21 protein-coding genes are annotated in these 11,866 nt (G+C 56.2%); all 21 read left to right on the forward strand.

What is annotated here, in order from left to right:
• The first annotated feature begins 199 nt into the window (after nucleotides 1-199).
• The gene (locus QF010_RS02385; protein ID WP_429380759.1) at nucleotides 200-628 is read left to right on the forward strand and encodes a hypothetical protein; all 429 of its coding nucleotides are present in this window, start codon (nucleotides 200-202) and stop codon (nucleotides 626-628) included.
• Nucleotides 629-736: 108 nt separating this feature from the next.
• The gene (locus tag QF010_RS02390; protein ID WP_429380757.1) at nucleotides 737-1,123 is read left to right on the forward strand and encodes a hypothetical protein; all 387 of its coding nucleotides are present in this window, start codon (nucleotides 737-739) and stop codon (nucleotides 1,121-1,123) included.
• 97 nt (nucleotides 1,124-1,220) lie between these two features.
• The gene (locus QF010_RS02395) at nucleotides 1,221-1,997 is read left to right on the forward strand and encodes a hypothetical protein (protein ID WP_429380755.1); all 777 of its coding nucleotides are present in this window, start codon (nucleotides 1,221-1,223) and stop codon (nucleotides 1,995-1,997) included.
• 67 nt (nucleotides 1,998-2,064) lie between these two features.
• Nucleotides 2,065-2,835, forward strand: a complete 771-nt coding sequence (locus tag QF010_RS02400) for a hypothetical protein (RefSeq protein ID WP_429380753.1) — start codon at nucleotides 2,065-2,067, stop codon at nucleotides 2,833-2,835.
• Nucleotides 2,836-2,917: 82 nt separating this feature from the next.
• On the forward strand, nucleotides 2,918-3,229 hold the full coding sequence (locus QF010_RS02405) for a hypothetical protein (RefSeq protein ID WP_429380751.1): 312 nt from the start codon (nucleotides 2,918-2,920) through the stop codon (nucleotides 3,227-3,229).
• A gap of 137 nt (nucleotides 3,230-3,366) precedes the next feature.
• On the forward strand, nucleotides 3,367-3,675 hold the full coding sequence (locus QF010_RS02410; protein ID WP_429532472.1) for a hypothetical protein: 309 nt from the start codon (nucleotides 3,367-3,369) through the stop codon (nucleotides 3,673-3,675).
• Between the two features lie 417 nt (nucleotides 3,676-4,092).
• Complete coding sequence (locus QF010_RS02415; RefSeq protein ID WP_429380747.1) at nucleotides 4,093-4,413, forward strand: TM2 domain-containing protein; 321 nt, start codon at nucleotides 4,093-4,095, stop codon at nucleotides 4,411-4,413.
• A gap of 311 nt (nucleotides 4,414-4,724) precedes the next feature.
• Nucleotides 4,725-5,078: a hypothetical protein gene (locus tag QF010_RS02420; RefSeq protein ID WP_429380745.1), complete on the forward strand. Its 354-nt coding sequence runs from the start codon at nucleotides 4,725-4,727 to the stop codon at nucleotides 5,076-5,078.
• A 129-nt stretch (nucleotides 5,079-5,207) separates the two neighbouring features.
• The gene (locus QF010_RS02425; protein WP_429380743.1) at nucleotides 5,208-5,663 is read left to right on the forward strand and encodes a hypothetical protein; all 456 of its coding nucleotides are present in this window, start codon (nucleotides 5,208-5,210) and stop codon (nucleotides 5,661-5,663) included.
• Between the two features lie 35 nt (nucleotides 5,664-5,698).
• Entirely contained in the window at nucleotides 5,699-6,142 is a 444-nt protein-coding gene (locus tag QF010_RS02430; protein ID WP_429532473.1) for a hypothetical protein, read from the forward strand.
• 54 nt (nucleotides 6,143-6,196) lie between these two features.
• Nucleotides 6,197-6,526, forward strand: coding sequence for a hypothetical protein (locus QF010_RS02435; protein ID WP_429380739.1), 330 nt, complete (start codon nucleotides 6,197-6,199; stop codon nucleotides 6,524-6,526).
• A gap of 129 nt (nucleotides 6,527-6,655) precedes the next feature.
• The gene (locus QF010_RS02440) at nucleotides 6,656-7,006 is read left to right on the forward strand and encodes a hypothetical protein (protein ID WP_429380737.1); all 351 of its coding nucleotides are present in this window, start codon (nucleotides 6,656-6,658) and stop codon (nucleotides 7,004-7,006) included.
• Between the two features lie 182 nt (nucleotides 7,007-7,188).
• Entirely contained in the window at nucleotides 7,189-7,515 is a 327-nt protein-coding gene (locus tag QF010_RS02445; RefSeq protein ID WP_429380735.1) for an Arc family DNA-binding protein, read from the forward strand.
• A gap of 40 nt (nucleotides 7,516-7,555) precedes the next feature.
• Nucleotides 7,556-8,155, forward strand: coding sequence for a hypothetical protein (locus QF010_RS02450; RefSeq protein WP_429380733.1), 600 nt, complete (start codon nucleotides 7,556-7,558; stop codon nucleotides 8,153-8,155).
• The gene (locus QF010_RS02455; RefSeq protein WP_429380731.1) at nucleotides 8,148-8,429 is read left to right on the forward strand and encodes a hypothetical protein; all 282 of its coding nucleotides are present in this window, start codon (nucleotides 8,148-8,150) and stop codon (nucleotides 8,427-8,429) included. The genes QF010_RS02450 and QF010_RS02455 overlap by 8 nt, the downstream gene beginning before the upstream one ends.
• Nucleotides 8,430-8,518: 89 nt before the next feature.
• The gene (locus tag QF010_RS02460) at nucleotides 8,519-9,160 is read left to right on the forward strand and encodes a hypothetical protein (RefSeq protein WP_429380729.1); all 642 of its coding nucleotides are present in this window, start codon (nucleotides 8,519-8,521) and stop codon (nucleotides 9,158-9,160) included.
• Between the two features lie 78 nt (nucleotides 9,161-9,238).
• Nucleotides 9,239-9,625, forward strand: coding sequence for a hypothetical protein (locus QF010_RS02465; protein ID WP_429380727.1), 387 nt, complete (start codon nucleotides 9,239-9,241; stop codon nucleotides 9,623-9,625).
• A gap of 9 nt (nucleotides 9,626-9,634) precedes the next feature.
• Entirely contained in the window at nucleotides 9,635-9,805 is a 171-nt protein-coding gene (locus QF010_RS02470) for a hypothetical protein (RefSeq protein ID WP_429532474.1), read from the forward strand.
• 243 nt (nucleotides 9,806-10,048) lie between these two features.
• A complete protein-coding gene (locus tag QF010_RS02475; RefSeq protein ID WP_429380725.1) occupies nucleotides 10,049-10,639 on the forward strand; it encodes a glutathione S-transferase family protein in 591 nt (196 codons plus the stop codon).
• A 53-nt stretch (nucleotides 10,640-10,692) separates the two neighbouring features.
• Nucleotides 10,693-10,950 (forward strand): hypothetical protein, encoded by a 258-nt coding sequence (locus QF010_RS02480; RefSeq protein ID WP_429380723.1) that lies wholly within the window; start codon nucleotides 10,693-10,695, stop codon nucleotides 10,948-10,950.
• Between the two features lie 140 nt (nucleotides 10,951-11,090).
• The gene (locus tag QF010_RS02485) at nucleotides 11,091-11,696 is read left to right on the forward strand and encodes a glutathione S-transferase family protein (protein WP_429380721.1); all 606 of its coding nucleotides are present in this window, start codon (nucleotides 11,091-11,093) and stop codon (nucleotides 11,694-11,696) included.
• Nucleotides 11,697-11,866 lie beyond the last annotated feature (170 nt).

Raw genomic sequence — 11,866 nt, forward strand, 5'->3', positions numbered from 1 at the left:
CTGGCCGACTTTCCGCCGGCCGTCCGCGAGCTGTACCTCAAAGTTGCCAAGGAGTACGCGATGCTCGGCGGCGGCGACACACGCGGCGGATCGGAAGGTGCAGTTCAGGAAATACCGGTCTGCTTGCTCGAAGCCCTACATACCGCACGTACACCCACCACCACGACAGACGCTTTGCCACCCCATTGTGAGGATTACGATGAGCACCACAGAACAAAGCAAACAGGATCGGCTGAAAGCAGCGAACGAATTCATCCAGGTCATCGCCGGCTGCGGGCACAAGTACTTCCTGCATGAAGACAGCGGCGTGATTGCCCGTCTGGACCTGGACCCGGACCCGGAAGGTAAGGTCTGGATCATCGACGAATTCACCCTCAAGCGCGTTAACACGCACAAAAACAATGATTGGCCCGGATTCAATCACGGCGGAGGACTTCGGGCGTTCATTCAATCGGTCCGCGACTTCATTGTCAGCGGCTCCATGATGCGCGCACAGTATTTCACCCCCACACAACCTGGTGAATCGAAAAACAATTACTGGGGCTATGAGGATGAGGCGCTGCTGGCGGTACGCGAAGCAGGTATCCGCCTGGGACTGGTCACCGAGCCACCTACCGCCGTCGCATAGGCCCGCATTCAGGACGAAGCAGTGGAATTTCTAGGGGGAGTTCTGGATTGCGGCCCCCTTGAAACTTCGATTCCATTGCGAGGAAACCAACCCAATGGAGTGTGTCCCATGAAAAAATACTGGCGAGAACTGGGCGAAGCCTACGCGGCAATGCCCCGTGCAATGTATGCAATCTTCACGATTGTGTGCTTCCTTCCCGCCGTTCTGTTCATGCCTCTAGTGTGGTACGCGGGAAAGGTCGCAGCGACTGGGGTAGCTCAGGTTGAACTGGTGAGCGCGGCACGCAATGGCATCAAACTCGATGCAAGTAAGGTGAGCGAGTTGGCGACGCTAATGTTTTCGTCTTCGCCGGCTCTTATGTTCCTGGTCGAATCGATCATTGTAGTAATTTTCATCACTAACGCCCTTTTCCTGCTGGTGAGAATCGCCGGTTACTTCGCCAAGCGCCGTGACAAAGGCATGACTGGATTAGCCCCGTCGGCAGCCGACGCCTGAGGCCGGATCGGGGTTGGGATTTCCAAGGGGCATTTTGGGTTGCGAGAGGTTTTCTCAAGCTCAAAATGGCCCCACCCCCAGCAACTGAGCCTCCGCTATGTCAAAACCCTCCGGGCTGATCGTCTTTGAATCGGCTGACGAAATTCAGGTCAAGATCGAGAAATCAACGCCGGTGCTTTCCGCCACCGGGTTCTATTGGGCGTTGCAAGACTGGGCGCTGTGCCTAACCAGCGGTGTAGAGGACAGTGTACGGCCGGGTTTTGATGCCCCTTTGGCTTACGTGCAGAGTGGTAGCGTTGAAAGTTGCCGTAAGCAGCTGTGGTTCAAGACTCGTGATGCGGCAGACATCCTGATTCGTCGCATCGAAGTGGCCTGTTCCGAGCAAAAGGTAGAGCAAAAAGTATCCCTTACACCCTACCAAGAGTCCTTCCAGTCCAAGGTCCAGTCGTTTGTCGGCACGTGCGTGACAGCAGTGTTCGTGTGCTTCCTCGGCGCGGGCGCGGCCAATCTCGGATGGAAGACCTCTGACCCGCTGGCGACCTCGCTGGCCGGCGCGCATCAGTCAGGTGACCAGGAACAGGCACGGATCGTTGAGGAGGCCTATCACAGGATCATTCCCACGGACAGCCTGGCATCTATGAAGAAGATGCTTGATGTTGAGAGACTCCAACAGCAGAAGTTTGATGCGTATCAGGGCTCGCTCAAGCTGGCGCAGATGCAGGCGGACGAAGTGATAAAAAACGACATTCAGCAGGATTACGAAAAGCTGTTTGCTCAGGAGGCCCAGGAGGCCCAGGAGGAGGCGAATAAAAAGATGGAATTAATAATGCAAAAGCAACAACTGCTGCCGGAGCAAGAGCCCCAGGATCAGTAATCAATAGCCCCCCGATACGGACACAAAGCCTGAATTTGTGTCCGCAATTGGGATGTGGCCGTTCAACATGAGTGGCACCTGCCGCCCGCCGCAAAGCCCCGACGCATTCCTTCCCGATGTGACGGTTTCAATCAAGAACATCCGCTTCTCCGCCGGTTCCGGCACGCCCCATCAGCCAACACACTCTCCGCAAATCCTGTACGAGAGCAATCCCATGTCTGCATTAGAGAAAGCCATTGAACTGCTACGCACCGGCGGCGCGGCGCTCACCATCGAGTTTACCAGCGCGCAGGCGAGTGGCTTGCTCGATGAGAAATGCTGTTTCCTTACGCTGGCACTGAACATCATCGGCGAAACCGGTTCGGCGGCGGTGATAGCCGATGAGTCCGGCCGGCTAATCCATTGCGGCTTGTACTGCCCTGAAACCGGGTTGGTCCTCGACGCCACGGGTATTCGCCCGGCAGCGGCGCAAGAAGCCACCTGGAAGGCCAAGCTGCCCGGTGCCTGTACACAGACGATCATGGCAATGGATCAACTGGAAGCACTTAGCCCGCCAGAGTGCGGCTTCTATGCTCGGGTCCTTGCCGCCTTTGACAAAGTGGCCGCAGCTAGCATCCATCAGGCCTCGCCACATGCAGCCCCTAATGCACTGCCGGCGCTGGTGGGGTATCAGGTCCAGAACGAATACGGCGAGCATTGGGCGAACCGTGCCTCGTTTGAGATCCTCAACCAGGAAACCGCGACTGCAGATCTTCATGCGGCGCGCATGTCGCCGGTTGGTACTTGGCTGATGATCGCGATTTTCGATGGCGATATCGAGGGCCCAACGTTCATTTGAGTTAAAGCTCCCGGGGATGGTTCTGCCACACGGCGGTACCGCCCACCATGGCTCCATCAACTCAAGCATGAAGGAATGCCCTATGTACTCCAAAAATCAAATCGCACAACTGCTCACCCTGATCGAGGCCATTCAAGGGTCTGAGCAGGACAAGGAATCCGGGGTGCTGACCAAACTGCGCGAGGAAGCGGCTCGCCTCAAAGCGATGAAGCAACGTCTCATGCTCGGCATGCACCACCACAGGCACGGTCAATCCCAATATCTGTTTCTGGTACCGGCCGAGAAAGACTTCGGATCAGACGATTTCGAGCAGTATCTGCAAGAGGCATTCGAGCCAGATCTGGAAGAAGAACTCGAACTCGTAACGATGGACGAGCCAATCGAAATCGAGTGAGGGCGCTCGTTAAACCAGCGTCATTACGAGTTTTACCAATGCCCGTTGAATACGGGCATTTTTATTTTCTGGTGCTTCTGGCACAGCTTCGCCCCCACAACAATGGACACATCAACCAACGAAGTGAGGCGCTTTCCATGTCGAACCCCCTGTACATCACCTTTACCGAATTCAAAACCCGTGGCTCCGATGAAGTGCTGGTCGGCTACGTCGCCAACGACAATGACACCGAATCGGTCTATCGCGTGGCTTCCACTTGGGAAGCCTTCAAAGCGCAGTTCCCAAGCCGTGAGTCCATCTTGCAGGAACTGGAAAGTGAGGATGCTTTCAGCGCCCTCAGCGGTACCTATCGCGTCGTCAATGGCGAGATCGAGGTCAACGAAGACGACGACGAATCGGCGGTCTTTAGCTCGATCATTTTTGAGGGGGATGATGGTCTGTTTTGATTGGTGCATGCGCAAGGCGGGCTGGTCCCGCCCTGCAACCCGCAGTTTGTGCAGCAACTCTGAAAGATGCGCTGTTGGGCACCGATACCGACGCGGCGCTGGCGGTAAGTTTGCCGTCAGTGTTGGCTGCGTTTCGGCTCGCCGCAACCAGCGCAACATCAAAGCAATGAACCCCAAGCCTCGACACACTTGGGCTGCTCAACACGTTGCCCTGCTCGGTACCAACTTTGACAGCAAGGTCAGCCAGCAAATCGGCATTTCGACGAGCGCTGTGCAACTCAAGCGGTCGGAACTAAATATCCAGTCTTACGCCTCGAACCAGTGAGTCGGAATTTTTAGCCCTCCTTTTGGTTTGCAACCAATAGGGGGCAACGCTTCAATCCATCTTGAATTTAACCCCTATCCCAGGATGTCGACGTGGCCTCTGTACAGTCCGAATTACTCGTAGAACAGAAGGTAGCCAATGCTCGAAAATCAACCGGTCTCACCTACCTGTTGTTCTTCGTGCTGGGGGCCTTCGGCGCGCACCGGTTTTACTTGGGCAAAAAAGAGTCGGCGATTGTGATGCTTGGCTTGGGATTGGTCGGTTGCATGTTCTGGCAGCTGATGATCGTTTCGCTCATCTGGTGCACGGTCGACGGCTTCCTGATCCCAGGCTTCATCCGTGAGCACAGCGAAACCCTCCGCCTTGCGGCGCGCCGGGAAGTTGCGCTGCTGGACCAAGGCGATAACAAATAAATACGCCGATCAGGCATAGAGTCACGAGGTGGCCCCTATAACTGAGTCGTGTGGTATCGGTAATATGCGGAACAGCGGGGGTGGAGCGGAGGCCACCACTTAAGTGATCGTTACGGGCATAGGCGTTCGCCAATCAACCCAGCCGGGCTACCAGGTAATGAGAGAGCCGGTGAAGCTTTTCCTAACCGCTGAATAAGCGGAGTGCTTCTCGAGATTCCACCGAATAGGTGGTTAGTACTCAATCATCCCCTATCAGGGGTTGCCTTACAGCAGGGGGCTCAGCCGCCCCCGACAAAGCGATAGGAACACACATGAAATTCGCACCCGTAATTCTCGCCGTTCTTTTCTCGGCGAACGTAACGGCCGCCGCCCTCCCCGGCAGTCCCGAAGCAGCTCAAGCGTACGCAGTACCTTACCTGGTCAACCGGTTTGTCTCGGTAGCCAAACCCGAAATTAATGAAGACCAGGCCATGGTGAAAACCATGGTCTTGGGGCAAGAGTGCACCTTGTACATGGTCCAGGACCCCAGTGATAAAAGCGGTTCCGGATGGCGCTTATACGGCTCGACTTGCGGTACCAAAACTGCCAATGAACAGAAAGAGTGGTACTCGAAACATGGGGTAGGGAACGAATTGACGGCAACTTCCAACTACGCTGGGCAATGACCTGAGAGTTGGCTTTCTCTTTTTCAGCGGCTGCAATGGCTGCTGAAGAATTTTTCTTCTGCGTGCTATTGGCACGCTTCCCCTCGAGTGAATATTGCTCCATCGAATTTTGAAGATGGAGCAATACCCATGTCTTCCCCCGCTATCAATGACAAGCCTGATCCAGGGATCAGCTCTGTACCGACAGTCAACCCTATCACCGACGCCGATGAATACCGCGTCTTGCTTGAGGCATGCGTCAAAGCCGAAGGAAGCGATGATTGGAAGCTGGCACGCACACTCCGCGCCCAGGTCGACGCATCGCCATTTGCCGGCTGCCCTATGTGCGATGGCCGGCCCACCTGGCGAAACGAACCGGCGTGTGTGGTCTGTGATGGTGACGGCTTTGTGCCGGACTCAATCTGTACACCGTTTTTAGCCGGCCAGGCCGTCAGGCTTGAAGGACGGGACCTGGAAAATTCCTCTATCAAGCTGAAGGCGCCTTTCGGCCGAACCTTCAACGACTTCATGGCGGGCTACAACTCTACCCCGGCCGCGGCCATGCGCGCAGTCACTGCAGAACACGCCAGCGAGGTAGACAAATAATGCTTAGATCCGTTGTTCACACTCTGCGTTCGGGTTTGAAGTCAGCTGCCGGCGAACTGGGAACCGCAACAAGGGCCCACGCCTATTACCAGGTGCAGCCACTGACTAAAGCTGACACCGCATTTTATTGGCTGCTCGGTTTCACCCGGGGCGTTTCGCAAGCCATGGCAGAGCTGCGCCAGGCCAACAGGAATCGCCCGGCCTTTGATCCTGGTGCTGAAATCGAGATGACCTTTCAGGCCTCGAACCTGAAGCGGCCGGTGTTGATCGTCGACATCGTGCAGGCTGACCTACACGGAGCGAAGGTGCCGGTGACCAGCACGCTGAACTACGTTGAGGCCCAGACCGTTCTTTCCGCCCTCAACATCCTGCGAGGGACCGGCATTTACTGCCTGAAGGACTTCCAGGCCGAAAATTTCATTACCCAAGCCAGCACGATGCTGGCGCCCGGTACCAAACGGAAAACGGCGAGTAACTAAACGAGGCCGCCGGCCTCCTCGCCTCTGACCCCATATTTAATTTTAGGAATCACCATGAACATCACCCAAGCCGTCATCGCACCTCAATTTGTACAACGCAACCAGGCCATCGCCGCATTCATGGACGACATGGCCGTTCAAATGGATATGTCGGCCATCACCATTCGCTCATCGGCTCCCGATACCAAAGCTGGGACCCTGATCTCCAACGCTGCCAGCGGCATCGAGGAGCGCGCCAGCCAGATTCGCGACTTCACTCGCGTATTTCGCAGCAATGGCGACATGGACAACTTCAACCTGGCGTGCAAGGTGGCCGGCTGGAATCCATCGCCAGAAGCTTTGGAATCCTTAATGGCACAGGCAGCCTCGGGCACCATCCAGTAAACGCTGGTAGATCACAGGGTCGAAGCAAGTATTTGAAGGACCAGCAAAATTGTTTGTCGGACCGGTTCTGGCACGCGGGGGTGACTCCTAATATTTCTCCATCGAATTTTCACTTGTTGGAGCAAAACCATGAACCAGACCATGAACATTGCAACCCGCACCGGCACTCGCGACGCAGCGCTGCTGACCACTTTTGCCCATGAAATCGGCGGTGAATCGTTCACCTTTGGCGTTCACCTCGATCTGAACTACGGGCAGCGCTACAAGGTTTCCGAGTTCAGCACCGGCATGGGCATTGCTGACGTGCTGGTGGCCGACGACCGCTTCGCCATGAAAGAGGATGAATTCCCTGAGGCTGACATTCTGGCGCTCTCAGCAAAGGCTTTGCAGCGTCTTATCGCGACGCAAGGCGAAAACAATGTAGTGGAGATCTTGAGCAACAACCGCAGTGCCCGGCCGATCATCAACGTCACGCACTGAGCAAACGAACGCCCTTCAAGCCGGTGGCGGAGCACCCTCCGCCTTCTGGAATTTCTAGCCCTGTTTCGGGATGCGAACTGGCAAATGCCTTCGATAAACTGAAAACAGATCATTGGCAGCAAATGGCACGTCCTCGGAAGCCAAATCAGCGCACTGCCAAATCAGCATTTTTAAGGACCGACATGAATCAACCACTGACCATTTACAGCTCGCGAACCGCTGATAAGTTCGTTGTCCGGCTCCCGGACGGCATGCGTGAGCGGATTGCCGATGTTGCGCGCACCCATCATCGCAGCATGAACTCCGAAATTATCAGCCGCCTTGAGGCGAGTCTGATCAACGCGCCTGCCGTTCAATATGCCGACGGAGACGCAACCCAACTTGCACCGCAAGAGTGGCGCCTGGTCGAAGCCTTCCGCAGCCTTGCGCCGCACCAACGTAGCGCCTTGCTTGAGATCATCTCGATCAAGAGCGCCAACGACGCCACTGCCGGGGAGGCGGATGAGTGATCGCGCGGGTTGGCAGCAAATTCAATTCGGAAGGTAGGTGATGGACAACAAAAAGCAAGAGCTACTCCTCAATCTGGTGAAGAGCTTGCCTTACGGCAGCTTCTTACAGGTTCACAAGATGCGACTGGGCGGCCTCTGTGGCCAGCCCGTTGATATGATGATGTTCGGGAATGCTCCGGCCTCAGAGAAGTTCTCAGAGGCTGTGGCGCGCTGCTTAGTCGGTGTTCTCAACAAACCACTGTTCCCGGTGTTTTTCGACGAAATCCTTCTTTACACCTGCCCGGAAGAGGAACTTGAGGCCCGCTGCGAGGAGTTCACTAAATTGCAGGAAGACGCGACAGCCTCCTACCAGGCGAACATGGATGCTCTGGCCTCAGCATTCCGCCCATCAGTACTGGCCGTTGATGATCCGATCCTGCGCCTGACAGCGTTCTTTGCCGAAGGCCGATGCGTGGACCTTCGCGATATTTATTCCGAAGGTTCGGACGTGAAGTTTGCAACGGCAGCCTTGATTGCCGATACCGAGCCGTCGTGCGCGACCTGGTTGCAGGCTGCAAAGGCATTGGCTTTTGGAGTGCCAAATCCATTCTCCGGCCGGCCCGGGAGTTTCATATCTACGCAAGGGGAATTACATGGCTGAGAGTCACTGCAACCAGGCATCGCCCGATGGTGAACAGTCTCAGGTTACTCCTGCCGATAAACTCGTGTGGAGTACTCCATCAGGCTCGCCCCTCACCTGTGTCAAGAATCTGGACATGGGCAATGTTGGCAAGCCAGCTTTCACACAGGGTGAAAAATACAAAGTCGAGTCGATGCACCCAATCGCTGTTCCTGCCTATGTTCGGGTCACCGACGATCAAGGCGTTATCCGGCAGCTTGAAGGCGGGCATCTTCAGGAGTTCTTTGGGCGATAGCTAACCCCCCAACTATTTCGCAGTAGCGGCTTATGGCACGGTCGCCTCTACCTGAACATGGCTCTATTCCAACTCACGGAGCAATGACCATGACCTCAGCAAGCAAAAACACCTGCCTCGATCTGAACCAAGCGTTCCACCGCTATGCCTCGCACGGAATGACCCGGCGGCATAAAGCCCGGGCAACAGTAACCCTCACCCAGTATCCAAAGCATGGTTTCCGTGTGGCCCTGCTGCTCGACTACACGACGGCCGCCTGGGACCCGCGTCTGGCCCCGGCGCAGGCGATCGCGGCTGAATACCTGTTCAACGGTCTGACTGAGGGCCAGTACCACGCTGCCATTCGAGCGGCTAAGGCCAAATGCGGTGCCTCTACCGACAAACAGATCAGCGCAGCACAAATGGACGCCCTGAACCGGCTGATCCAGTCGCCATCAGCAGTCTGCATCTTCCGTGACGACGCCGTCCTTTCAGTCCTCGCCCAGACCCTGCCTGACAGCCAGGTCCAAGTCCCTGCCGAAGCAATCCAGCACATGCGAACCGCTGAGCTGTATGAAGGGCAGCACACACTGGCCGGAGCTGTTGGGCCGGTTAGCGCCGAGGCGGTAGCAGAACGTGTTCGCTCAACACTCGCGGTTGGCATGACCAGCTTTACGGATGCACGCATAGCTCAGGAGATGTCAGCAGGCGAGCACATGAACTGGAACCTGGTTCGTGGCCGCGCCGCGTAATCGACCCAACAGCGAACCTGCATCATTGGTGCAGGTGATCCCGTAGCCCCCAAGGCAACCAGAACGACGAGTACACACATGTCCCGAGTGAGCATCTACAGCAACTCCACCCCACACATCCGCGAGGCCCTGGCCAAAGCCAAGGACTTGAACCTGACGGGCGTACTGTCTCAGGTTCAATTCCCATCCTCGAAGGCCGCCCTTGGCTTTGTCTTTGGCCGCGCCGGCTTCGAGGACGAAACGCCGATCCGAACCAGCACCATTACCTTGATAACGAACGATGTGATTTGTACCGAGAGTGGGAGCCAATACTTGTTGGCCGACTGCCTCGACTCCAAAGCGACCCAGGACAAGGAAATGATCCGCCAGGAACTGATCGAGCACCAACTCGCCCTCGATGAGTGTGTCAGCGGCCTCCCTCCGCGTCTTGCCAGTGTCAGCCACTGCCCAACCTCAAACCGCTAAGGGGGCGACATGCCAAAGCAACAGATGTACCGAGTCGTTGAAACCTCCATCGTAGGGTCCGAACGTGTTGAGCGTGACATCGGGAGCGAATGGAAAGCGGAGCGTGCGGCGAAGGACGAACTGCGAAAGCTCAAGCAACAGAACAACACTCGCTGGTTGTCGCTTCAGAAGTCGCAATAGGGCACGCGAGCCTCTCGCAGATAGAACGCCAACAAGGCACTTCAATGGTGAGCGCTTGGCATTGGGCGAAGGGCCGTCACATTGTGGGCGCGACCGGCCGAGAGCTGTTTCGGTTGCGCCATCGACGCATTCACTTCCAATCTTGGGGAGTACGAAAGTTCGGGGAAAACAAGGGAATTAGGTGTTTGTACACCGTGCGCGATGTACAATAGACCCATACACAAATCGCCTTGGAGTTGCAGAATGTCCGCATTTCACATCCTCACAATTTTCACTCAGACCAACTGCGTTCGCTCTCACATTGTCCGCTTTCTGGCTGCAGAAAAAGACGTTCCTTGCCGCGCAGTGGACATTACCTCCAAAGCCAATCTGCTGACCTTGGCAGACGTTACCACTGCCCCATCCATTACCTCACGCGAAGTCAGCTTGAGCGACTTTGACGTCATCGTTGACTACCTCGATGAGCGCTACCCGCTCCCAGCAATGCTGCCGCCGGATGCAATCAATCGGGCGATGTTTCGCAATCAGGTTCGCGCCTTTCACAAAGAACTGTTCCCGCTCCTGCCTCGCGCTATCGCGGGTGACAAGGACGCCCGTCAACAATTGGCCGTCGAGTTGCGCTCGCTGGACACCGCTGTTACCGGCCAAGCGTTTTTCGGCGGCGATACGTTTACCCTCGCAGACGTGACGCTGGCTCCTTGGTTGTATGCAGCCAAAGCTAACGGTGTGGCGCTCAAGAACTTTCCGGCGCTCAGCGCTTATGCCGAGCGGATTTTTGCCCGTGATGGTTTCACTGCAAGCCTCAGTGAAGACGCACCGGCCGACGCGGCATAACACAAACAACCGGGGCGCTTGTGTGGCCAGGCCCCAACCCAGGAGTTGAATGCATGAACATCCAGCCGATCTACCCGCCAATGGCGGACTCATCTGAAATTCACTGTTCCAGCTGCAGGCAGGCAAAGTCAGGCAGTGGCGCGTTCGCTGACCTCGATAAGCACGGAGCTTATCTCTGCGTGGGTTGCACCAAAACGGCTATCGGCGGCGTCAAGGCGTCCAATCTGCTGGAAGATGCGCAAATGCGCTATTTCCGTGCGACGGGTGGGTACTGCCAAGGGAGGGAAAGGACGCCTGTTCGGGCGGCCTGAAACCATTGCTCTACCGGCTCTTCGCCGCATTCGACCCCCATCTTCGGGAATACGAAAGTTGGTGGAATCGGCTCAAAGCTGATGAATGTACATCGCACTAGGTGTACAATTAACCCATCAAACAAATAGGGGTTCATCACATGTCCACATCTAACACACTGGTCATCATCACTGCACCTAACTGCGTGAAGTCCAATATCGTGCGCTACATGGCGAAAGTGAAAGGTGTTGAATATGTTGCTTTGGACTCGGCGTCTCCAGCGGCTACCAAGCTCGCCAAAACTTTGGGAATCACTGAGTTCCCGGCGATCATCGAGCGCGCCCTGATCGTCACTGATTTTGACCTGATCCTTGAGTTTGTTGAAGAACGCTACCCTGAGCCTTCACTTTTCCCAGCGGAACCCACCAGCCGCGCGATGTTCCGTACCACCATGCGCCGCCTGCACGCCGAAACTTTCGCCCTGCTTGTCCCCGCTGTTGGTGGATGCGCCGCAAGCCGCGAACGACTGGCGTCTGACTTGGCTGCACTTGACCAAATGGTGTACGGCAGCCGCTACTTTGCCAGCAACACATTCAGCTGCTTGGACGTGAACCTCGTACCGTTCCTGTTTGCAGTTGAAGCAGCAGGCTTGCTGAGCGACAAGCTGCGCAGCCTCCGCGCTTACGCCAGTGCCCACTTTGAAAGCGCCGACTTCAAGGCGATTTTCCCGACCTCCGAAGAATCGGTCGCGGCCTCAGCAGAATGACCACAGCAAGCCGGGGAATTCCCCGGCTTTTTGCTGCCTGCATATCCCCTACTGCAACACTGCACGTTGGCGTAAGGCCGCAATCTAGTGTCACGCCCTGACCTGGGGATCGACACTGAACCACCCTTGATGATTGAGCCGCACTACCCCAGCAATGCGGTTGCTGCCGC

This window comes from Pseudomonas silensiensis (assembly GCF_050434865.1).
Taxonomy (GTDB): Bacteria; Pseudomonadota; Gammaproteobacteria; order Pseudomonadales; family Pseudomonadaceae; genus Aquipseudomonas; species Aquipseudomonas fluorescens_W.